This window comes from Plantactinospora sp. BB1, assembly GCF_003030385.1.
Taxonomy (GTDB): domain Bacteria; phylum Actinomycetota; class Actinomycetes; order Mycobacteriales; family Micromonosporaceae; genus Plantactinospora.
The window spans coordinates 1,529,372-1,550,891 of sequence record NZ_CP028159.1; the positions used below are offsets into that span (position 1 = coordinate 1,529,372).

Here is a 21,520-nt window from a genome sequence, read left to right on the forward strand (position 1 = left end):
CTCGGGTCAGCCGGTGGTTTCGAGCGTGCGTTGCGTACCGGTAGTGACGAGGTGACCCGGAACATCCGGTTGCACGGTGGGCGGACGACCGGGCAGCAGCCGCCGGTAGACCCCCTCCAGCACCCGGGCCTGCGCCTCCCAGGTCCAGCTCTCCAGCAGCCCCGGACGGTCGTAGGCGGCCCGGTAGCGCGCCGGGTCGGCCAGCACCGCCCGGACCGCCCGGATGTAGTCCTGCACGTCCTGGGCCTTGAAGACCTCGCCCTGCCCGGTGGAGCGGACCGTCGCGGCCATCGTCCGCACGTCGCTGACCACCATCGGCAGCCGGGCCTGGGAGTACTCGAAGAACTTGTTGCTGAGCGCGATCTCGTGGTTGGTCAGGTGCACCAGCGGGCTCACCGCGGCGTTGGCGGTGGAGAGGAACTCGGAGACCTGCCAGTGCGGGACGTACGGCAGCAGGTGCACCCGGTCGGCCACGCCGAGCTTGGCGGCCCGGTCCAGCAGCTTGTCGATCGAGGCGGTCGAGCGCTTCCCCGGCGGCACCGAGACGAGCGCGACGTGCACGTCGGTCAGCGTCGGCAGGGCGTCGATCATGACGTCGACGCCGCGCACCGGGGCGATCCCGCCGGAGTACGCCAGCAGCGGCGTCTCCGGGCCCAGCCCGCACCGGGTGCGGATGTCCGTGACCGGCTCGTCCGCCCCGGACTCGGTCGACCGGTCCCGCACCGTCACGTCCGGCGCGTTCATCACCACGGTGGGCAGTTCGGCCAGCCCGTGCGACTCCTTCAGCAGCTCGGCGAGCCCCTCGGAGACGGTCAGCACCTCGTCGGCGAAGGGCGCGTACTCGCGCTCGTGCGCGACGTGCGCCTTCAGCCAGCGGCCCCGCTTGGTCGCCGAGCTGAGCCCCGGCAGGAACTCGTGGGCGTCCCAGACCAGTTTCACGTCCCGGCCGGCGGCCCGGGCCCGGACCGTCGCCCGGGCACCCACCCCGACCATCCGGTAGTCGTGCGCGTGGATCAGGTCGGGGGCCAGCTCGTCGATCACCGGGCCGAAGGCCAGCTCGTAGTCCCAGAGGCCGGGCTCCAGCCGCCGCCAGCTTCGGTCGCCCTGCACGGCGGGCCAGAACCAGGTGTAGAAGCGGTCGATCGGGCCCTCCAGCCTGCGCCGGGCCCGCTGGGCGCTGGTGAGCTGCCAGTAGCGGAACGAGACCCACTTCTTCAGTACCGCCGCCGCCCGCTCCTCCAGGCGCAGCCGCCGGGCGCCACCGGGCGGCACCGGCCCGCCGGTGTGCTTCGCGACGGCGAGCTGCGCGGCCCGGACCCGCAGGTCGGCCTGCCAGGCCCGCACCCACTGCGCGCGGTGCTCGGCGATGCCGCTCGGCGGGTACGCCAGCGGCCCGCGCCGGAAGACCCTGCGGAACTCGTGCCGCTTCTTCGCCAGCGGCTGCGGGAACGGCACCAGCCGGACCTCGGCCTGGCCGAGCTGCCAGGTCTGCGACTGACCGGTCGGCGAGCAGCCGAGCAGGATGACGTCCCAGCCGGCCTCGGCGGCCGAACGGGCGACCTTCTGCACCCGGGAGTCACCGGTGACCCCGTTGTCGACCAACATGACAATCCGCCGACGGGAGTCGGAGATCCCGGCCGCGCCGTCAACCACCATCTTTGGCCTTCCCGCCTTCCAAGGGGCCCGAGGACGCGACGAGTGTACGGCAACCGGTGAAGATTCCATCGGCTCGGCCGAATTCACCGGCATCACCGGTACCACTAGTATTCGCGCGATGAGGATGCCGGCCCAACCGGAACTGCCGACCCAGGGCGCCTCCGTGACGGAGACCGGCGCATCCACCCCGACACCCCCCGCCGACGCCCCGGTCACCGCTGGCGTCGCGGCGGGCGGCGGCCGGCCGGTCCGGCAGTACGGGCTGGACGCGCTCCGGGTGCTGGCCGTCTGCGGGGTGGGCGCGATCCACGTGATCGGGCTGGTACTCGGACACGACGACCTGCGGCACACCCTGAGCTGGTGGACCGCCGCCGCCATCGACCTCGGTGCGACCTGGACCGTACCCGTCTTCGTCATGATCAGCGGCGCGCTCACCCTGGCGCCCCGGGCACACGCCGCGGGGCCGGTCGCCTTCTACCGCAAGCGCTTCGTCCGGATCGTCCCCGCCCTGGTCGTCTGGCACCTCGTCTACCTGGTCGGGGTACGCATGCTCTGGCGCGGTGAGGAGCTGACCCCGACCCTGTTGGCCCGCAACCTGATGGACGCCAGGGTCTTCACCGCGCTCTACTTCCTCTGGCTGATCGCCGGGCTCTACCTGGTCGCCCCGGTGCTGGCGGCGTTCCTGTCCGACGGCGGGCGGCGCCGGGCGATGATCCTCGCCGGGGTGGCGATGGCCTTCACCCTGGTCACCTTCGCCGTCTCCGCGATGGCCACCATGATCGGCGCCCCCCGCCCGATCCACCTCGGGGCGCTGACCATGTGGTGGCCGTACGTCGGATACTTCCTGGCCGGCTGGGCGCTGCACCGGGTGGTGCTCGGCCGGCGCGGCCTGCTGCTGGCCGGGGTGCTCGCGGTGCTGCTGATGGCCGAGGCGGTCTGGCAGTGGGGCGTCTCGCCGGAACACCGCTGGCTCCAGACGCTCCTGCCGGTCGGCTACCTCGGCGGCACGGTGGCGGCCGCGGCGATCTGCCTCTTCCTGCTCGCCGTCGGGATCGGTGCCCGGGTCACCCCGTCGGAGCGGTCCGGCCGGCTCCTCGTCCGGCTCTCCGACGCCTCCTTCGGGGTGTTCCTGGTCCACCTGCTGGTGCTGGAGCTGCTCCGGCAGACCGTTCCCGGGGTGGCCGAGGGGCGTTCGCTGCCGCTGATGCTCGGCGCGTACCTGGTGATCCTGGTCGTCTCGTTCGCGGCCTCGCTCGGCGCCGCCCGGGTGCCGTACCTACGCGCCATCGTTTGAGCGGTTTCGCCCCACCTCTGCCGGGTCGTTCGGTTCTGTCCGGACGATGGCGTGTTAGCGTCGCCGCCGGAGCCACCGAACAGGTACGCCGGGCCCGAGGCGAGGGATGGTGAGCGAGGGTGGAGCTGCTCTCCGCCGAGGAGAACGACGCCTACTGGAACGACCGGCACCGGCGGGAGGGCGACCTGCGCTCCGGCGGCGACATGTCCTTCGACGAGCCGACGAACCGGATGTTCTACATCCTGCGCCTCAGCCTCCTGCTGGACATCATCGGCCACCAGTCCGACCCGGTCGCGCCGCTGTTCCTGCTCGACGCCGGCTGCGGCAAGGGCTGGTTCAGCCGGGAACTGGCCCGGTTCGGCCACCAGGTCGACGGGATCGACGCCAGCGAGAGCGCGCTGGCGTACTGCCGGGAGCGCGGCGGCGGTGCCCGGTACTTCCGGTCCACACTGTCGGGCTGGCGCAGCCCGTGGCCGTACGACGTGGTGCTCTCGGTCGACGTGCTCTTCCACGTACTCGACGACGCCGAGTGGGAGCGCTCGGTGCGCAACCTCGCCTCGCTGGTCCGGCTCCGGGGCCGGCTCGTCCTCGCCGACTGGGGCGGGGACGGCGACCGGAGGTACGGGAACTACCAGGTCGTCCGGGGCCGGGACCGGTACGTCCGGCTGGCCCGGGAGTGCGGCCTTCGGTTCGAGGGCTGGCGCCCGTACGCGTTCCGCGGCAACCCCAACGGGTTCCACGTCTTCACCCGGACCGGCTGAGGAGGAAACAGGCCGATGCGGATCTCCGAGATCCTGCCGCGCTATCTCGACGGGGTACGCGAGGTGGTCGACGTCAGCCACCCGGACGTCAGGCTGGAGCGGCAACTGCGACTGCCGCCGGAGGTGGCCTACCGCCGCCAGCCGCTCGACGAGGCGGCCGGCGCCGAGTTCGGCCCCGAGTCGCTGCCGCTCTGCCTGCTCGGCGCCGACTCGCCCGCGCACACCGACCCGGACGCGCTGACCCCGATGCTGCGCCGGGCCCGCCCCGGCACCCGGGCGGCGCTGCTGATCGGCTGGTCGATCGAGGAGCTGCCGTACCACCGGCTGGTCGGGCCGCTGGTGGCCGGAGGGTGCCAGATCCGCGAGGTCTCCCCGCTGGACCGGGCCGCCATCCGAGGGGTCTCCGCCGCGCTGGTCGTCGAGCGGGTGGAACGGCTCGCCCCGCTGCGCGGCTATCTGGTCGACGCCCGTACCCCGGTCGAGCCGGCCGGGACCGGTCCGGGGCAGGAGCCGGAACCGGACGGCGGTGACGCGACGGAGCTGACCACCCTGCTGCGGGTGGTCAACGAGTACCAGCTCGCCGACCTGGTGAGCCGGCCGGTGCGGCGACGGCTGGCCGAACTGACCGGGCGGGTCGAGGCGCAGGAGCGGCTGCTCGCCGAGCGGGACACCGAGCTGCGCGAGGCGCGGCGCCGGCTCGCCGAGGTCGAGTCGTCGGCCGGGTTCCGGCTCGGCAGCGCCTTCGCCCGGGGAGCCCGGGAACCGGCCCGCGCGCTGGTCGACGTACCCCGGGAACTCGCCCGGGCCTGGCGCGGACGCCGGCAGCGGTCGGCTGGGAGATCACCCACGGAGTGACGTATCGTGTGGGCACCGGGGGCTGCTGTACCATTCCCGCCTTGTCGCGCGAAGCGTGCGCGGCCGGAAGCGTACGAGTCAGCACGATGCCCCGCATTCCACCGTCGATCGACGCCGGGAGTAATCCGCAGTGAAGGTTGTCAGCGTTGTCGGAGCCCGCCCGCAGTTGGTGAAACTCGCGCCGATCGCGGCGGCCTTCGCCCGAACGGATCACGAGCACGTCATCGTGCACACCGGTCAGCACTACGACGCCGACCTCTCCGACGTCTTCTTCTCCGGCCTGGGCATCCCCGACCCGGACGTCCACCTCGGGGTCGGCTCCGGCAGCCACGGCGTGCAGACCGGCGCGGTGCTGGCCGGCATCGACCCGGTGCTGGCCGAGCAGAACCCGGACTGGGTACTGGTCTACGGCGACACCAACTCGACGCTGGCCGGTGCGGTCTCGGCGGTCAAGCAGCACCTCAAGGTCGCCCACCTGGAGGCCGGGCTGCGCTCGTTCAACCGGCGGATGCCGGAGGAGCACAACCGGGTGCTCACCGACCACGCCGCCGACCTGCTGCTGGCCCCGACCGAGGAGGCCATGCGGCACCTCGCCGACGAGGGGCTGGCGGCCCGCTCCGTGCTGGCCGGGGACGTGATGGTCGACGTCTGCCTGCGGATCCGGGACGCCGTACTCGCCGGCGAGCACCCCCGGCCCGCCCTACCGGAGGGGATCGACCCGACCGCGCCGTACCTGCTCGCCACGCTGCACCGGGCGGAGAACACCGACGACCCGGAGCGGCTCGCCGGGCTGGTCGCGGCGCTGGCCGCGCTGCCGGTACCGGTCGCCCTGCTGGCCCACCCCCGGCTGCTGGCCCGCGCCGAACAATACGGCCTGAAGCTCGCCCAGGGCGCCCTGCACGTCGGCCGCCCGGTCGGCTACGCCGCCATGGTCGCGGCGGTGCTCGGCTCGGCCGGCGTCGTCACCGACTCGGGCGGGTTGCAGAAGGAGGCGTTCCTGCTCGGCCGGGTCTGCACCACGCTGCGCCCGGAGACCGAGTGGGTCGAGACGCTGGACGGCGACTGGAACCGGCTCGTCCCGGACCCGGCCGGTACGCCCGACTGGGTCGCCACGGCGACCCGGCCGACGCCGACGACCGAGCGCGCCGCCCCGTACGGCGACGGCACCGCTGCGCAGCGGGTCGTCGAGATCCTCGAGCGGCATGCCTGACCGAGACCGCCCGGCGAACCGAGGACCGAAGCAGGTGCAGACGAATCCCGCCAGCGACGTCGCCGTCGTCACCCCGTGGTATCCGACCGGCCAGCGTCCGTTCCGGGGCGCCTTCGTGCAGGCGATGGTGGAGGCGACCGCACCGGAATACCAGCAGGTCACCGTCTACCACACCGACGAGTGGGGGCACCGGCTGCCGGCGGAGACCACCGCCGCGATCGACGAGGCGTTCCGGGCACTGCTGCCGCAGGGCGTACACCGCCGCCCCACCGTCGGCGGCGCCGACCTGGTGCACCTGCCGGTGGTGATGCCGGTGACCCCGGACTACGCGACGATCTCCCGCAACCACACCGAGGCGCTCCGGGCGGCGCTCGGCAACGCCCCGATCGACGCCCCGGTGGTGCACGCCCACGTCGGGCTGCCCGGAGGCTGGGCGGCGTTGCAGAACGCCCGGCCGGACGCCCGGGTCTTCGTGACCGAGCACGCCACCTTCCTCAACCTGGTGCTGGAACAGCCCGAGGCGCGGGCGATGTACGACGACCTGCTGCACCGCTGCGCCGGCTTCTTCGCCGTCGGCGACGCCGTACGCAACCCTCTGGTCGAGGCGTTTCCGCACCACGCCGACCGGATCGGCTTCATCCCGAACCCGATCTCGTTCGACCAGCCCCGGGCCACCCCGGTCAGCGCGCTGCACCGCTGGCTCTTCGTCGGCGGCCTGCTCCCCCGCAAGGGCGTCTCCTGGCTGCTGGAGGCGTTCGCCAAGTGCCGGGCCGAGGAGCCGGCGCTGACCCTCACCTTCGTCGGCGAGGGACAGCTGCGCAAGGACCTGACCCGGCGGGCCGGCGAACTCGGCGTCGCCGAGGCGGTCACCTTCGCCGGTGCCGTGGCGCCGGACGAGGCGCTGCGGATGATGCGCGAGCACGACCTGCTGGTGCACCCGAGCCGGTTCGAGACCTTCGGCATGACGATCGTCGAGGCGATCGCCGCCGGGACGCCGGTGCTGGTCACCCGCTGTGGCGGGCCGGAGGAGACGCTGGCCGGACTGGAGGAGGCGGCCGGCGAGCTGATCCCGGTGGAGGAGAACGCGGAGTCCATCGTGGACGGCTACCGCCGGCTGCGGGACCGCTTCCCGCACGGCCTCGACCTGGACCGCGCCCGTCGGGAACTCGCCGACAGGTACAGCTATCCCGCCGTCGCCCGCAGCCACCGCGAGGCGTGGTTCGGCACGCCGGGCCCGGGGATGTCGACCACGACCGGATGGGATGCCCGCACCGATGGCTGAACCGCAGGTGTTGATCCTGGCCCTGGAGGGCTCCCGCCGGCTCGCCGTGCTGGCCGACGTCGAGCGGGTGATCGCCGCCGGTGGCAGCGCCACCCTGGTGGTCAACGACATCGGCAAGTGGCGCCGGGAGAAGCTGCCCAAGCAGCTCCGGGTGGTGGACCTGACCAAGCTCGAACTCCGGCTGGCACCGCTCGCCGTGGAGCAGATGGTGCTGGTCCGGGGACCGGGCTTCCTGTTCAAGGCGGTCGGCCGGGGGCCGCTGGCCGGCAGGTCGAAGAAGGCCAACCGGGCGTACCAGCGGGCGTTCGCGGACCGGGTGCACCGCCGGGTCGGCCTGCCGGTCTACCGGCGGCTCTTCCAGCCGCTCTACGCGAAGAAGGGCGACCCCCGGCTGCGGCTGCTGGACCGGTACGTGCTCCAGCCGGGTCGGTTCGACGTCCTGGTGGTGAGCGATCCGGGCTCGATGCCGGCCGCCGCCACCATCCTGGCCGACCTGACGGCGCGCAACGTCGCACCCACGCTCTGCTTCGACGTCGGTGCCGTACTGTAAAGACGTGGGGTAAGGAACGGCCCCTTCTCATCCCTCTTCGGGACGAGAAGGGGCCGTTCCTCGCACGTCAGCTGGCGAGGAAGCCCGCGAACGCCGCCGCGGTACGCCGACCGTCGTGGTACTCCCGGACGTAGGCCACCGACTCGGCGCCCCGGCGGGCGGTGCCGGCCCGGTCGTCCAGGAGGGACTCCAGCACCTGGCGGAGGTTGGCCGGGGTGGCGTTCACGATCGGCGGGGTGCTGCCGACCGTCGCCGCCACGCTGTCGCTCAGGTAGGCGACCACCGGCTTGCCGGCGGCCATCGCCTCGACGGCGAACGTCCCGTAGCTGCCGGTGGTGAACTGGTCGATCACGATGTCGCTGGTCTTCACCAGCTCGGTCATGTCCTTCCAGGCGACGTTCTCGGCCAGCTTCAGCTCGATCGCGCCCCGCTCGTGCAGCTCGTTCAGCACCGGCAGGATCCGGTCGGTCCCCTTGGTCCAGCGCTTCGACGGGCCGTGCAGCACCACCGGTCGGGGCCGCTCCATCACCGGCTGGTCGGTGGCCCAGGCGTCGAGGTCCACCACCAGCGGCGCCCAGGTCGCCCAGGGCAGGTCGTCGAGCAGGTCCGGGGTGGTGACGAAGAGCGGCAGCCCGGTCTCCTCGGCCACCTTCCGGTTGCGCTCGGCCCGCGCCGTGTACCGCTCGACGTAGCCGTCCGGGGCGTCCCGGAACAGCGAGTATTCGTGCCGGGCCAGGTGCCGCCTGGGGTGGCGTACCTCGCTGCCGTGGCCGAGCAGCGCGACCTTGATCTTGGCCCGTTGCAGCGCCGGCAGGTCACCCTCGATGTTGTTGCCGTTCAGGTGCCCGAAGAACGGCAGGAAGGCGTCCGCGACCAGGTGGGTGTAGCGGCCGATCGCCCGCTGCACCTGTTCGAGCTGGCAGTCCAGGTCGGGCAGCCGGGCCTGGTCGACGTAGACGTCCGCCGGATAGAGCAGGGTCGGCGAGGTCTTCACCATCACGACCTCGGCCGAGACCTCCGGGTTGCTCCGGCAGATCGCCTGGGCGAAGGTGGCGAGCTGGCCGGCGTAGTTGGCCGGGCCGAGGCCCAGCCGGACCCTGGTGTTGTCCAGCGGACGCCACCGGGGCAGCGGTCCCGGCTCGGTGGCCGGACCGGCGACCGGCACCGGCTGCTCGGTCAGCGACCAGCGCACCTCGGGACGCGGGTTCGGCGGGGTGATTCCGGAGATCTCCGAGTAGAGCCGCATCAGGCCGGCGCTCTGCGTCTCCCAGGAGAGGTCGGTGAGGATCTCCTCGGTGATCGCGTCGGCCAGCTGCTTCCGGTTCGCCATCGCGTGCGTCACCGTCGCCACGAAACTCGCCGCGTCGTCGGAGCGGAAGACCTCGCCGACCCTGTGCTTCCGGACGTACGCGCTGAGCGTCTTCACGTCGCTGACCACCACCGGGAGCCCGCCGTGCAGGTATTCCGCCAGCTTGGTCGGCAGCGAGATCTCGTAGTTCAGCGTCCGCTTGGAGCAGATCAGGCCGAGGTCCGCCGAGGAGAGGTAGTCCGGTACGGCGTGCTGCGGCACGTACGGCACCACGTGGATCCGGTCCCGCACAGCCAGCTTGTCGGCCTTCTCCAGCAGCATCGTCAGGTCCGGGCTGGTCCGGCCGGAGACGATCGCCAGGTGGAACTCGGGCAGCTCCGGCAGGGCGTCGACGGCCACCCCGAGCCCGCGCTCGGCGGCGAGCCAGCCGGAATAGACCAGCAGCGGCACGTCCGGCTCCAGGCCGCAGGCCCGGCGTACCGAATAGGTCTCCCGGCCGGTGTTCACCGTCTCCCGGATCGGCACGTTCCGGACCACCAGCGGGGTCTTCTTGAGCTTGTAGTCCTTGCGCAGCAGCTCGGCGATCTCCGGGGAGACCGTCACCACCGCGTCGGCGAAGCCGATGAACTCCTTCTCCAGCGCGTTGAAGGCGCTGGCCTGCAACGGGTCGGGCCAGTCCACGCCGCGCACGTACTCGTGCGCGTCGTAGAGCCACCGGACCTTCTCGCCCCGGTTGCGCATCCGGGCCACGCTCTGCGCCGCCGTGCCGATCATCGTGATGTCGTTGGCGTGGATGACGTCCGGCTTGAACTCCTCGATCGCCGGCCCGAACGCGAGGTCGAGGTCGAGCAGGTACGGCCAGTCCTTGGCCCACTGCCCGGTCGGCGCGGCCTGGTAGCGCTGTTCCCACTGGAAGGCTCGGACCCGCAGCTTGTGGGTGAGCCGGCGGGCCCGGACCAGTGCGCCCAGCGCCCGGCTGGCCGGTACGACGATCGCGTTCGCCGCCGCCGACCGGCCCTCGGTGGACCGCATCCGGCCGATCCGGGCGGTGGTCTGCCGCACCCAGGTCTGGTTGGCCGCCCGGGTACGCGCCAGCGCCTCCTTGTCGGCGATCCCGAACTGGGTGACGATCCGGCGGAGCTTGTGCCCCTTCTGCTTCGCCCGCATGTGCGCGGCGACGCCGACCCGGACGACCTGGACCGCGCCCATGGTCGACTTGACGGCGCGTCCCCGCCCGGCGCCGATCAGCAGCACCTCCCAGCCGGCCCGCGCCGCCGAGATGGCGGTTTTCTGTACCCGGGAGTCCCCGGTGATGCCGTTTCCGACGATCACTGCCAGTCGCGGTCGGCGAGCGGGCGGTGTCATGCGCGATCCTCCAGATAAGACGAGCTGACTCTTGCCCGACTGTGGCGGGCCTGTGCGAACACCACCGGATCCCGGGTGTCTTTCGCGGAAACCGCGCGCGGCACCGGGCCGCGCGCGGAATCAGCCGGTCGTGGAGAGGTCGTCGACGGTCCGGTCGCCCGGCGCCACCGACACCGTGCTGCCGTCGGTGGCGGACTGGAGCACCGCCGCCGCCACCTGGACCGTACGCAGGCCCTGGCGCAGCGTCACGATGTCGCTCTCCTTGCCCTCCACCGCGTCACGGAACCGCTCGTGCTCGACGAGCAGCGGCTCGCGCTTCGGGATGGCGTACCGCACCATGTCGCCCTCGGCCACCCCACGGAACGCGCGCAGCGCCTCCCACTCGGTGTCGATCGCGGCGTTGGCATAGAAGGTGAGGTCCGCGGTGAGGGTGTCGGCGACGAAGCACCCCCGGTCGCCGGTGATCACCGTCGACCGCTCCTTCAGCGGGCTCAGCCAGTTCACCAGGTGGTTGACCATCGTGCCGTCGGCGAGCTGGCCGACCGCGGCCACCATGTCCTCGTGCAGCCGGCCGCTGCGGGAGACCGTGCGGGCCGAGACCGAGGTGTATTCCCGGCCGGTCACCCAGCTCGTCAGGTCGATGTCGTGGGTGGCCAGGTCCATCACCACGCCGACGTCGGCGATCCGGTGCGGGAACGGCCCCTGCCGGCGGGTGACGACCTGGAAGACCTCGCCCAGCTCGCCCGCTTCCAGCCGGCTGCGCAGGTTCTGCAACGCCGGGTTGTACCGCTCGATGTGCCCGACCCCGGCGACCAGCCCGGCCGCCTCGAAGGCGGCCACCAGCCGCTGCGCGGTCTCGACGGACTGGGCGAGCGGCTTCTCGATCAGCGCGCTGATCCCGTTGGCCGCGAGTTCCAGGCCGACCTGCTCGTGCAGCGCGGTCGGGCAGGCCACCACCGCGTAGTCGAGCTTCATCGCGATCAGCTCGGCCAGGGTCGCCACCACGGGCGCCCGGACCGTGCCGGTCGAGTCGCCGGCCGGGTCGGCGACGCCGACCAGCTCCACACCGTCCAGGTTGGACAGCACCCGGGCGTGGTTGCGCCCCATCGCGCCCAGCCCGATCAGGCCGGCGCGCAGCGTACGCCCCTGGCCGCTGACGACACTCACTGTGAGCCCTCCAGGCTGTTCACGGCGTCGGCGATCCGCTCCAGGTCGGTCGCGCTCAGCGACGGGTGGATCGGCAGCGAGACCACCTCGCGGGCGGCGCGCTCGGTCTCCGGCAGGGTCCACGGACCCGGCTGGCCGTCCTTGCCGAGATACGGCTTCAACCGGTGGATCGGAGTCGGATAGTACACGGCGTTACCGACGCCACGGTCCAGCAGCTTCTGCTGGGCGGCGTCCCGGTCCCCGGTGACCCGGATCGTGTACTGGTGGTAGACGTGCCGGGCCGCGTCGGCCACCGGCGGGGTGACCGCGGCGGTGATCCGGGCGTCGAGGAACTTGGCGTTCGACCGCCGCTGCTCGGTCCACTCCGGGAGCTGCTTGAGCTGCACCCGGCCGATCGCCGCGGCCACGTCGGTGAGCCGCATGTTGGCCCCGACGATCTCGTTCGCGTACCGCTGCTCCATGCCCTGGTTGCGCAGCAGCCGCAGCGTCCGGGCCAGCTCGGCGTCGGCGGTGGTGATCATGCCGCCCTCGAGCGAGTGCATGTTCTTGGTGGGGTAGAAGCTGAAGCACCCGGCGGTGCCGAAGCTGCCGACCGGCTGCCCGTTCAGGGCCGCGGCGTGCGCCTGGGCGGCGTCCTCCACGACGGCCAGGTTGTGCCGCTGCGCGATCGGCATCAGCCGGTCCATCGCGGCGGGGTGGCCGTAGAGGTGCACCGGCATGATCGCCACGGTGCGCGGGGTGATCGCGGCCTCGACGGCGGCCGGGTCCAGGCAGAAGCTGCCGGCCTCGATGTCGGCGAAGACCGGCTCGGCGCCGACCAGGCGGACCGCGTTCGCGCTCGCCGCGAAGGAGAACGACGGCACCACGACCTCGTCGCCGGGGCCGATCCCCAGCGCCATCAGGGTCAGTTGCAGGGCGGAGGTGCCCGAGTTGACTGCGACACAGTGCCGTCCGGCGACCAGCTCGGAGAACTCCTCCTCGAACGCGGCCACCTCCGGCCCCTGGACCACCCGGCCGCTGCGAAGCACCCGTACGGCGGCCTCGATCTCAGCTTCTCCGATAACTGGTTTCGCGGATGGAATCAGGTCTTGCTGCCCAGTCATGGGCATCCTCCTGTCGACGAGGGGATCGCGTCCGGCAGCGATGCTAGCTCTTGACGCGGTCGATGAAATGGGTGGTGGGGTTCTGGTCACGGGGTGGATCGGGGTCCCGGGGGGTGCCGGGGGTGGTGCGGCCGGGCGGGGCCGGATCGGGCGCCGGCCGCCGGTCAGCCGGGGAGTACGACGTCGAGGCCCCCTCCCACCGGCATCGGGCCCCGCGCGCCGAGCCCGGCCGCGATCGCGGCGGCCATTCGAGGCAGGTAGTCCTCCGGGAACGGGGTGCGGGCGACGGCGAGCCGCCAGTAGAGGGGACCGATGATCAGGTCGACCGCGACGTCCGGATCCGCCTCGGCGGGAAGCTCACCGCGACCGACCGCCCGGTCGAGCAAGAGTATGCCGACGTCGCGCTGGTTCGTCCGCAGGGCCTGCTGGAGGGTCTCGGCGATCTCCGGGTTGCGGGCCGCCTCGGCCAGCAGGTCCGGGACGATCTGCGAGGCCAGCGGGTGTCGCAGCGCCCGGGCCACGATCCGCAGCAGCACCTCCAGGTCACCCTTTAGGCTGCCGGTGTCCGGTAAGGGTAGGCTCTGCCCGGCAACCCGGGACACGATCTCCAGCACCATCTCCAGCTTCGAGCTCCATCGGCGATAGATCGCCGTCTTGCCGACGCCGGCCCGGCGCGCGACCGCCTCGATCGAGAGACGCCCGTATCCGACCGCGGCGAGTTCCTGCATCACGGCTCGGCGGAGTGCGTCGGTTATCTCCCCACGGAGTACCGCCGCTCCCGCCGGAGCACGCCGGTTGTCGGTCGCCACGTGGGCCAATATAGCGCGACGACGGTACGGTTGCGTCCCGACGTAGTTTGGACTACCTTGCCACGCAGCGACGCCCCGGACGGCATTTGCCCGCAACGGTTCCGGCCCGGAAGTCGCGCACTCTTTCGAGCCCGGACAGATCGGAGCGCCCAGCTATGGCCAGCACGGCGGTAGCACATCCCGATTCAGAGCTGACCCAGGCAGAACTGGCCGCCCGCTACGGACTCTCCGTCGCCGGGGCGCGACCCAGCCTCGGGGCGTACGTCAAACAGCTCTGGTCGTATCGGCACTTCATCACCGCCTACGCCAACGCCAAGCTGGCGGCCTCGTTCAGCACCGCCCGGCTGGGTCGGGTCTGGCAGGTGCTGACCCCGCTGACCAACGCGGCGGTCTACTACCTGATCTTCGGCGTGATCCTCGGCACCAGCCGGGATGTCGAGAACTTCATCGCCTACCTCTGCACCGGGCTCTTCGTCTTCACCTTCACCCAGTCGGTGGTCAGCGGCGGGGTGACGGCGATCAGCGGCAACCTCGGGCTGATCCGGGCCCTGCACTTCCCCCGGGCGAGCCTGCCGATCGCGATCACGCTCACCCAGTTCCAGCACCTGCTCGCCTCGATCGTCGTACTCGCCGGGATCGTGCTGATCGACGGGGAGCCGCTGACCGTCGAGTGGCTGCTGCTGGTCCCGGTCATGCTGCTCCAGTCGGTCTTCAACGCCGGGCTGGCGATGGCGATGGCCCGGTTCGGGTCGAAAATCACCGACCTGAAGCAGCTCGTCCCGTTCGTGATGCGCACCTGGATGTACGCCTCCGGCGTGCTCTACAGCGTGGAGAACTTCGAGCGGCACCTGCCCGAGTGGGCGGCCTCGCTGGTGCAGCTCAACCCGCTGCTGGTCTACATCGAGCTGATGCGGCACGCGCTGATGGAGACGGCGCCGGTGACCGCGTCCCAGACCCAGTCCTGGCTGCTCGGCATCGGCTGGGCACTCCTGGCCGGCGTCCTCGGGTTCATCTACTTCTGGCGTGGTGAGAAGGAGTACGGCCGTGGCTGAACCGATCGATCCCAAGACCAACCTCTCGGCGACCACCACCACGGTCGGCGGTCCCCGGATCCCCACCGTCGTCGTCGACGACGTACACGTGATCTACCGGGTCTACGGGGCCGGCGCGGGCGGCAACGGCAGCCCGGTCGCCGCCCTGAAGCGGATGTTGACCGGCACCAAGTCCCCCGCGGTCCGCGAGGTGCACGCGGTCAAGGGCGTCAGCTTCACCGCGTACCGGGGTGAGGCGGTCGGCCTGATCGGCAGCAACGGCTCCGGCAAGTCGACCCTGCTGCGGGCGATCGCCGGGCTGCTGCCGGCGAGCCGGGGCGCCGTCTACACCCAGGGCCAGCCCTCGCTGCTCGGGGTCAACGCCGCGCTGCTCAACGACCTCTCCGGCGAGCGCAACGTCGCGCTGGGCTGCCTGGCGATGGGGATGACCCCGGCCCAGGTGAAGCAGGTCACGCCGGAGATCGTCAAGTTCTCCGGGATCAACGACCGGGGCGACTTCAGCTCGCTGCCGATGCGGACGTACTCCTCCGGCATGGCGGCCCGGCTGCGCTTCTCGATCGCGGCGGCGAAGAAGCACGACGTGCTGCTGATCGACGAGGCGCTGGCCACCGGTGACGCCCGGTTCCGGCGCCGCAGCGAGCAGCGGGTCCGCGAGCTGCGCGCCGAGGCCGGCACGGTCTTCCTGGTCAGCCACAGCATCGACACGATCCGGACCACCTGCGAGCGGTCGATCTGGCTGGAGTCCGGGGTGATCCGGGCGGACGGCCCCACCGACGAGGTGGTACCGGAGTACGAGAAGTACATGAACCGGACGTAGTCCGGACAACGGCGGAGGACCTCGGGCGGCGGCAGCGTCACGGGCGACCTGCCCCGCCCCCGCCGCGCTAGGGTCCTAGGGGTCGCCCGCGACCCGATCGGATCCGCGCGACGGCGCCGTCGGCGGCGCGAGGGGCGCGACGACGCAGGGAAACACCCATCGACCAGCACAGTCAGTGAGGATCGGCAATGGTGCAGAACCCGGCGACGCGGCCGGCCGGCGAGCCGGACGCCGCCCCCTGGCGGCCCACCCGGACCGTCGCCGTGGTGCTGGCCGGCGGCACCGGGACCCGGGTCGGGCTCGGCATCCCCAAGCAGCTACTCAAGATCGCCGGCAAGCCGATCCTCGAACACACCGTCGCGGTCTTCGAGAACGCGCCCGAGATCGACGACATCATCGTGCTGATGGCGCCCGGCTTCCTCGACGAGGCGCGGCAGATCGTCGAGAAGGCCGGCTTCCGCAAGGTCAGCCAGGTGATCGAGGGCGGTGACACCCGCAACGCCACCACCCGGCTGGCGCTGGCGGCGATCGGCCCGGACGACTGCAACGTGCTCTTCCACGACGCGGTACGGCCACTGCTGAGCCCCCGGATCGTCCGGGAGTGCGTCAACGCGCTCTGGACGCACTCCGCCGTCGACGTGGCCATCCCGTCCGCCGACACGATCATCCAGGTGGACGACGACGACTGCATCACCGACATCCCGGTGCGGTCCCGGCTGCGCCGGGGGCAGACCCCGCAGGCGTTCCGGTCCCGCACCATCCGGGCCGCCTACGAACTGGCCGGGCAGGACCCGGAGTTCAGCGCCACCGACGACTGCGGAGTGGTGCTCCGTTACCTGCCCGAGGTGCCGATCAAGGTCATCGAGGGCTCGGACGAGAACATCAAGGTCACCCACCCGGTCGACGTACACCTGGCGGACAAGCTGTTCCAGCTCGCCGCCGCCCAGGCGCCCCGGCTCGTCGACGAGCGGGCGTACGTCGAGGAGCTGAGCGGCCGGACCGTGGTGGTCTTCGGCGGCAGCGAGGGCATCGGCCAACGGCTGGCCGAGGTCGCCCGGGGCTACGGGGCGGACGTCTTCCCGGTCAGCCGGTCCAGCACCGGCACCCACGTGGAGCGGGGCGAGGACGTCGCCGCCGCGCTGCGCGGCGCGTTCGAGGCGACCGGCCGGATCGACCACGTGGTGGTGACCGCCGGGGTGCTCCGGATGGGCGCGCTCGCCGAGATGGACGAGGCGACCATCGCGCAGATGCTCCAGGTCAACCTGGTCGCCCCGGTGGACATCGCCCGGCAGGCGCTGCCCTACCTGAAGCAGACCCGGGGGCAGCTGCTCCTCTACACCTCCAGCTCCTACACCCGGGGCCGGGCCCGGTACGCCCTCTACTCCGCCACCAAGGCCGCCGTGGTCAACCTCACCCAGGCGCTCGCCGACGAGTGGTCCGAATTCGGCGTACGGGTGAACTGCGTCAACCCCGAGCGGACCGCGACCCCGATGCGGACCCGGGCGTTCGGGGAGGAGCCGGAGCACACCCTGCTGGCGGCCGACACGGTGGCCCGGGTCTCACTGGACGTGCTGCTCTCCGGGCTGACCGGGCAGGTGGTCGACGTGCGCCGCTCCCCCGGCGACCCGGTCGCGGAGCCGGTTGCGCAGCCGGGTGAGCCCACCGGCGCCGAGTTGAACGGCCGGTCCCCGGACGGTCCGGAGCGGGAGCCCGGGGTCGGCCGGATCGGCCGGCAACGCTCCACCGAACTGGTGCCGCCGCCCCGGGTCGGCACTCCCTAGCCAGCTCCCGCACTGTCGGGACCACGGTCCGGCGATCCGAGGAAGGAAGCGCATGCGTGGCGATCTGGTCAGGAAACTGACCGTCCGGTGTCTGAGTGCCGGCCTGGCCGTGCTGTCCTTCCTGCTCCTCGCCCTCACCTCGGCCGAGCTGGCGGGCCTCGCCCTGGCCGGGGCCGGTGCGGTCGCGCTCTGGCTGGAGCGCCGGGTCAACCCCCGCGCCGAGCTGGTCGCCGAGCCGGTCCTGCTGATCGCCGGGGTACTGGTCGGATACGCCCACCGGCTGCCCGGGTCCGGGTGGAACTCGGTGGCGCTGGCGCTCACCGGTACGGCCCTGCTCGGGTTGACCCTGGCCGAGCGGCCGCTGCGCGACGCCGCCGAGCTGGAGGTCCGCTCGGCCAACCTCGGCGTACGGTCGTCGCCGCTGCTCGTCGCCGACCGGCTCGGGCCGGCGGTGCTGGTCCTGCTGGTGCTGCTCGCCGGCAGCGCCGCGTTCACGCTGCCGGTCTGGCCCGCCCTCGTGCTGACCGTGCTGGTCGGCGCGGCCGCCGCGGTCGGCGCGGTCGGGCCGATCGCGCTGCGCCGGCTGCGGCCCTCCGGCGGGCAGAGTGCGGTCACCCAGGCGCTGCGCCGGCACCAGCCGGAGTTCCTGCTCTACTTCTCCGCGCCGCCCGGCTCGGAATACCAGGTCATGATGTGGCTGCCGTACCTGGAGCGGATCGGCCGGCCGTTCATGGTGCTGCTCCGGGAGCCGAACTTCCTGCCGGCGATCTCGGCCGCCACCAGGGCGCCGGTGGTGGTCTGCCCGACGCCGCGCTCGATCGACGAGGCGATCGTGCCGAGCCTGCGGGTGGCGTTCTACGTCAACCACGGCGCGAAGAACAGCCACTGCATCCGCTTCGCGCACCTCACGCACATCCAGCTGCACCACGGCGACAGTGACAAGGCGCCGAGCGCGAACCCGGTCTCCGCGATCTTCGACCGGATCTTCGTCGCCGGGCAGGCGGCGATCGACCGGTACGCCCGCAACGGCGTGACCATCCCCCGGGAGAAGTTCGCCATCGTCGGCCGCCCGCAGGTGGAGTCGATCGCGGTGCGCCGGGAGCCGATCCGGGACCGGGCCGACAAGGTGGTGCTCTACACGCCGACCTGGACCGGGCACAACGCCGACGTCGACCACTGCTCGCTGCCGGTCGGCGAGACCCTGGTCCGCCGGCTGCTGGACCGGGGCGTGACGGTGATCCTGCGGGCCCACCCGTACACCTCGCAGAACCCGGCGTCGGCCCGGCAGCTCGCCCGGATCGAGCAGCTCCTCGCCGAGCACCGGGCCAGCACGGGACGGCGGCACGTCTTCGGCGCCGACGCGGCGAAGAAGATGAGCCTGGTCGACTGCGTCAACGCCTCCGACGCGCTGGTCTCGGACGTCTCGGCGGTGATCTCCGACTACCTCTACTCCGGCAAGCCGTACGCGGTGACCGACCGGGTCGGCGAGGGCGAGCGGTTCGTCGAGGGCTTCCCGCTGGCCGGCTCGGGTTACGTGCTGGACTCGCAGATGTCCAATCTGGACGACGTACTGGACCGGCTGTTGGAGAGCGATCCGCTGGCCGAGGTGCGGTGGCGGACCCGTACCCGCTATCTCGGGGACTTCCCGGAGCAGCGCTACGCCGACGGCTTCCTCGACGAGGCCCGCCGGCAGTTGGACGGCGCCGGGGCTGCCCAGTCCGTACCGTCGCCCCGCCCCGCGCCGGTCCCCTGAGCGCACGCTCCCGACGCGAGGGCTGTGCCATGATGCGTCGGTGACGATGATCAGGACCAGCCACGACCGGAACGAACTGGCCGGTCTGCTGCGCCGCGACCCGCACCTGCACGCGTACGAACTCGGCGACCTGGACGACTTCTACTGGCCGTACACCACCTGGTATCGGCGCGACGACGCGGTGGCGCTGCTCTACCACGGTGGGTCCACTCCGGTGCTGCTGGCGCTGCACCGCTCACCGGCGGTGCTGACCGAGTTGCTCACCGGTCTCCTTCCGCTGCTGCCCCGGCACTTCGAGGCGCACCTCTCCCCCGGTGGCGAGGCGGTGCTGGCCCGGGAGTACCCGCTCAGGTCACGCGGCGCGCACCTGAAGATGGCGCTCACCGACCCGGACCGGCTGGCCCGGGTGGCGTCCGGCGGCGAGGTGCTGACCGAGGCCGACATACCGGAACTGACGGCCTTCTACCGGACGGCCTATCCGGACAACTGGTTCGACCCCCGGATGGTCGAGACCGGTCACTACGTCGGGCTGCGCCGGGCCGGCGAACTGGTCTCCGTCGCCGGGGTGCACGTCTGGTCGCCGCGATACCGGGTGAGCGCGCTGGGCAACGTGACGACGGCTCCGGCGTACCGGGGGCAGGGGCTGGCCAGTACGGCGGTGGCGACGCTCTGCCGGCGGCTGCTGGAGACCGTCGACACGGTGGCACTGAACGTCGTCGCGGAGAACACGGCGGCGTACAAGCTCTACGACCGGCTCGGCTTCACCCCGGTCGCCGAGTACGCCGAGTACGTCGTCGGCGAGCCGCCGTCCGCCCCGGACGTCCGTCCTCTTTGAACAGCACCACCACCGGGTTACGGTGTCGCCCTTGTCAAGGGTGCGCACCCCGGGCACCATGTCAACGTTCTGGAAAGCCCGCCGATCCGCCAGGCTGCCGGCTCGCCGTCCACCGGCCCGTACGCCTGTCGTCCATCCCTGTCTGTCGCCAGCCGATCTGTCGCCGAGGAGGCGCCGGTGCTCGAGGAGTTCATGGGCATTCCCGCCCACCCGTTCCTGGTCCATGCCGCGGTGGTCTTCGTGCCACTGCTCGCGTTGACCGCGGTCGGGTACGCGTTCCTGCCGTTCGTCCGCCCGCACCTGCGCTGGGTGCTGGGACTGCTCGCGGTCGCCACCCCGCTCGCCGCGCTGATGGCCAAGCTCTCCGGCGACCGTTTCCTCGCCCGGCTGGAGTCCCGTAACCGGGTCAGCCCGGAGTACGTCCCGAGGCTGGCGGAGCACCAGGACCTCGGCACCAACACCCTGTACGCGACGCTCGTGCTCGGGGTGCTGGCCCTGGCGCTGGTCTTCCTCGTCAGCCCCCGGACCGCCGCCCCCGCACCGGCGACCGCCGGGGTCGAGGGTGGCGCCGATGGCACGGAGGGGACCGCCGCCGCGACCGCCAAGGGGTCACCGGTGCTGACCCTGGTGCTCGGGGTGCTCTCCCTGGCGGCGGCCGGGATCACCCTGTACTACGTGTTCCGTACCGGTGACACCGGCGCCCAGGCGGTGTGGCAGGGCCAGTGATCCGCGACTGATCGAGGCCGGGCGCGGAACCGCTCGCGACGACGACGCCGGCCCGTCCCACACCCCCGGTCGGCACGGGTCGTCCGGGTGGGTGGGTCGGGCCGGCGTCGTCGGTGCTGCTACCGGCGGGTCGTCGGTGCTGCTACCGGCGGACGGGGCGGATCAGGACGAGTAGCCCCGGGTGGCCGCCCAGTTCGCCAGGTCGATGGTGGTCATCCAGTAGTTGCTGTCCTCGCCCGGGATGGCCGGGTCGGCGATCTTCACCGTGCGGCCGTCGTCGCGGTAGCCGACGACGGTCAGGTAGTGCCCGCCGGGGTAGCTGTGCCAGCCGCCCGCGAGGTCGGTGGCCGAGCCGGCGATGTTGACGACCACGGCGTACCCGCTGGTGACGGCGTGCACGACGTCCGCCTGGAGCCGGTCCATCTGCGCCGGGGTGGCCGCGCCGCCGGGGATGGCGGTGGTGCGGTAGAAGTCGGTACCGATGATCTTGTTGAGTACCCGGGTGGTGTCCTGGGCCGAGTTCGTGCCGCTCATCGTGGTGCCGAGGTCGGCGGCGACGGCGTCCTGGCTGGGCTTCTTGTCCCGGACGGTCAGCGCGATCCGGGTGGCGGCCGGGCCGCAGTACCAGCCGTTGATCTGGGCCTGGAACTGGTAGTCCAGCAGCTTCGACTCCGGGGGTGCCGGGCGCTTGCTCGGGGTGCTGGCCGCAGCCGCCTTCGCCGCAGCGCTGGGCGTGGAGGTGCCCGGCGCGCTGGTGGCCGGCTGTGACGGGGTGGCCGGTGCGGTCGTCGCGGGTGCGGTCGTCTCCGGTGCGGTGGTGACCGCCGCTCCGGCCTGACCCGCCGCCGGGGCGCCGAGGTCGGCGACGGCGACGGTCGAGGGCTGCGGTGCCTCGGCCGAGCCGTCCGAGGTCAGCACGACCCCGGTGGACGCGGCGGCGGCGAGCACCGCTGCCGAGGCGAGCGCGAGCCGGTTACGCCGGCCCGACATGACGGTCCGGAACCGCCCGTTAATTGCGTGCTTCAACGTTGTCCTCCAGAGGAAATGCGCGCCACTATCACCGGGGGGCGAGAAATGACGCGACGTTTCTTTCGCTGCTGCGGGGAAACGTGACGCGAAATCGCACGGAATCGCACGGGAAAAGGTCCGCCGATACGCATTCGGCGGGACGGACCGAGGGTGTGCCGACCGGGTT

At 72.1% G+C, this 21,520-nt stretch carries 18 protein-coding genes; 12 read left to right on the top strand and 6 right to left on the bottom strand.

Annotated elements, in window-relative coordinates:
* Positions 1-6 precede the first annotated feature (6 nt).
* A complete protein-coding gene (locus C6W10_RS06435) occupies positions 7-1,605 on the bottom strand; it encodes a glycosyltransferase family 4 protein (RefSeq protein ID WP_107257250.1) in 1,599 nt (532 codons plus the stop codon).
* Between the two features lie 169 nt (positions 1,606-1,774).
* Between C6W10_RS06435 and C6W10_RS06440 the strand changes: the two genes are divergently transcribed.
* The 6 genes from C6W10_RS06440 to C6W10_RS06465 all read left to right on the top strand — a co-directional run bounded on the left by C6W10_RS06440 (position 1,775) and on the right by C6W10_RS06465 (position 7,608).
* Entirely contained in the window at positions 1,775-2,950 is a 1,176-nt protein-coding gene (locus tag C6W10_RS06440; RefSeq protein WP_159104490.1) for an acyltransferase, read from the top strand.
* 119 nt (positions 2,951-3,069) lie between these two features.
* Positions 3,070-3,711 carry a bifunctional 2-polyprenyl-6-hydroxyphenol methylase/3-demethylubiquinol 3-O-methyltransferase UbiG gene (locus C6W10_RS06445; RefSeq protein ID WP_107257252.1) on the top strand — a complete coding sequence of 214 codons (642 nt, stop codon included), beginning with the start codon at positions 3,070-3,072 and terminating at the stop codon, positions 3,709-3,711.
* A gap of 15 nt (positions 3,712-3,726) precedes the next feature.
* Positions 3,727-4,566 carry a hypothetical protein gene (locus C6W10_RS06450; protein ID WP_107257253.1) on the top strand — a complete coding sequence of 280 codons (840 nt, stop codon included), beginning with the start codon at positions 3,727-3,729 and terminating at the stop codon, positions 4,564-4,566.
* Between the two features lie 130 nt (positions 4,567-4,696).
* Positions 4,697-5,776, top strand: a complete 1,080-nt coding sequence (gene wecB / locus C6W10_RS06455) for a non-hydrolyzing UDP-N-acetylglucosamine 2-epimerase (RefSeq protein ID WP_107257254.1) — start codon at positions 4,697-4,699, stop codon at positions 5,774-5,776.
* Positions 5,769-7,058, top strand: a complete 1,290-nt coding sequence (locus C6W10_RS06460) for a glycosyltransferase family 4 protein (RefSeq protein WP_234361644.1) — start codon at positions 5,769-5,771, stop codon at positions 7,056-7,058. Before wecB ends, C6W10_RS06460 begins: the two co-directional genes overlap by 8 nt.
* Positions 7,051-7,608 carry a hypothetical protein gene (locus C6W10_RS06465; protein WP_159079527.1) on the top strand — a complete coding sequence of 186 codons (558 nt, stop codon included), beginning with the start codon at positions 7,051-7,053 and terminating at the stop codon, positions 7,606-7,608. Before C6W10_RS06460 ends, C6W10_RS06465 begins: the two co-directional genes overlap by 8 nt.
* A gap of 67 nt (positions 7,609-7,675) precedes the next feature.
* On the opposite strand, the gene C6W10_RS06470 is transcribed toward C6W10_RS06465, so the two are convergent.
* The 4 genes from C6W10_RS06470 to C6W10_RS06485 all read right to left on the bottom strand — a co-directional run bounded on the left by C6W10_RS06470 (position 7,676) and on the right by C6W10_RS06485 (position 13,361).
* Positions 7,676-10,282 carry a glycosyltransferase gene (locus C6W10_RS06470; RefSeq protein WP_107257256.1) on the bottom strand — a complete coding sequence of 869 codons (2,607 nt, stop codon included), beginning with the start codon at positions 10,280-10,282 and terminating at the stop codon, positions 7,676-7,678.
* Positions 10,283-10,402: 120 nt separating this feature from the next.
* Positions 10,403-11,449, bottom strand: coding sequence for a Gfo/Idh/MocA family protein (locus tag C6W10_RS06475; protein ID WP_107257257.1), 1,047 nt, complete (start codon positions 11,447-11,449; stop codon positions 10,403-10,405).
* On the bottom strand, positions 11,446-12,552 hold the full coding sequence (locus C6W10_RS06480) for a DegT/DnrJ/EryC1/StrS aminotransferase family protein (RefSeq protein WP_107257258.1): 1,107 nt from the start codon (positions 12,550-12,552) through the stop codon (positions 11,446-11,448). Before C6W10_RS06480 ends, C6W10_RS06475 begins: the two co-directional genes overlap by 4 nt.
* A 164-nt stretch (positions 12,553-12,716) precedes the next feature.
* Positions 12,717-13,361 carry a TetR/AcrR family transcriptional regulator gene (locus C6W10_RS06485; protein ID WP_107257259.1) on the bottom strand — a complete coding sequence of 215 codons (645 nt, stop codon included), beginning with the start codon at positions 13,359-13,361 and terminating at the stop codon, positions 12,717-12,719.
* Positions 13,362-13,516: 155 nt separating this feature from the next.
* Here C6W10_RS06485 and C6W10_RS06490 point away from each other — a divergent pair, with 155 nt between their 5' ends.
* From C6W10_RS06490 to C6W10_RS06515, 6 genes are all read left to right on the top strand, one after another.
* Positions 13,517-14,413 (top strand): ABC transporter permease, encoded by an 897-nt coding sequence (locus tag C6W10_RS06490; RefSeq protein ID WP_107257260.1) that lies wholly within the window; start codon positions 13,517-13,519, stop codon positions 14,411-14,413.
* On the top strand, positions 14,406-15,230 hold the full coding sequence (locus tag C6W10_RS06495; RefSeq protein ID WP_369930656.1) for an ABC transporter ATP-binding protein: 825 nt from the start codon (positions 14,406-14,408) through the stop codon (positions 15,228-15,230). The genes C6W10_RS06490 and C6W10_RS06495 overlap by 8 nt, the downstream gene beginning before the upstream one ends.
* Positions 15,231-15,418: 188 nt before the next feature.
* Positions 15,419-17,011 carry a bifunctional cytidylyltransferase/SDR family oxidoreductase gene (locus C6W10_RS06500; RefSeq protein ID WP_107257261.1) on the top strand — a complete coding sequence of 531 codons (1,593 nt, stop codon included), beginning with the start codon at positions 15,419-15,421 and terminating at the stop codon, positions 17,009-17,011.
* A 52-nt stretch (positions 17,012-17,063) separates the two neighbouring features.
* Positions 17,064-18,764, top strand: coding sequence for a CDP-glycerol glycerophosphotransferase family protein (locus tag C6W10_RS06505; RefSeq protein ID WP_107257262.1), 1,701 nt, complete (start codon positions 17,064-17,066; stop codon positions 18,762-18,764).
* A gap of 46 nt (positions 18,765-18,810) precedes the next feature.
* On the top strand, positions 18,811-19,599 hold the full coding sequence (locus C6W10_RS06510) for a GNAT family N-acetyltransferase (RefSeq protein WP_107257263.1): 789 nt from the start codon (positions 18,811-18,813) through the stop codon (positions 19,597-19,599).
* A 177-nt stretch (positions 19,600-19,776) separates the two neighbouring features.
* A complete protein-coding gene (locus C6W10_RS06515) occupies positions 19,777-20,325 on the top strand; it encodes a DUF2231 domain-containing protein (protein ID WP_107257264.1) in 549 nt (182 codons plus the stop codon).
* A 162-nt stretch (positions 20,326-20,487) separates the two neighbouring features.
* Here the strand turns inward: C6W10_RS06515 and C6W10_RS06520 are convergent, their stop codons facing one another.
* A complete protein-coding gene (locus C6W10_RS06520) occupies positions 20,488-21,351 on the bottom strand; it encodes a C39 family peptidase (protein ID WP_107257265.1) in 864 nt (287 codons plus the stop codon).
* Positions 21,352-21,520: the final 169 nt, after the last annotated feature.

Bases quoted from the DNA above. Each gene is read 5' to 3' on its own strand.
- C6W10_RS06435 (WP_107257250.1), bottom strand. From the start codon at position 1,605: ATGTTGGTCGACAACGGGGTCACCGGTGACTCCCGGGTGCAGAAGGTC.
- C6W10_RS06440 (WP_159104490.1), top strand. From the start codon at position 1,775: ATGAGGATGCCGGCCCAACCGGAACTGCCGACCCAGGGCGCCTCCGTG.
- C6W10_RS06450 (WP_107257253.1), top strand. From the start codon at position 3,727: ATGCGGATCTCCGAGATCCTGCCGCGCTATCTCGACGGGGTACGCGAG.
- C6W10_RS06460 (WP_234361644.1), top strand. From the start codon at position 5,769: ATGCCTGACCGAGACCGCCCGGCGAACCGAGGACCGAAGCAGGTGCAG.
- C6W10_RS06465 (WP_159079527.1), top strand. From the start codon at position 7,051: ATGGCTGAACCGCAGGTGTTGATCCTGGCCCTGGAGGGCTCCCGCCGG.
- C6W10_RS06470 (WP_107257256.1), bottom strand. From the start codon at position 10,282: ATGACACCGCCCGCTCGCCGACCGCGACTGGCAGTGATCGTCGGAAAC.
- C6W10_RS06480 (WP_107257258.1), bottom strand. From the start codon at position 12,552: ATGACTGGGCAGCAAGACCTGATTCCATCCGCGAAACCAGTTATCGGA.
- C6W10_RS06490 (WP_107257260.1), top strand. From the start codon at position 13,517: ATGGCCAGCACGGCGGTAGCACATCCCGATTCAGAGCTGACCCAGGCA.
- C6W10_RS06500 (WP_107257261.1), top strand. From the start codon at position 15,419: ATGGTGCAGAACCCGGCGACGCGGCCGGCCGGCGAGCCGGACGCCGCC.
- C6W10_RS06505 (WP_107257262.1), top strand. From the start codon at position 17,064: ATGCGTGGCGATCTGGTCAGGAAACTGACCGTCCGGTGTCTGAGTGCC.
- C6W10_RS06510 (WP_107257263.1), top strand. From the start codon at position 18,811: ATGATCAGGACCAGCCACGACCGGAACGAACTGGCCGGTCTGCTGCGC.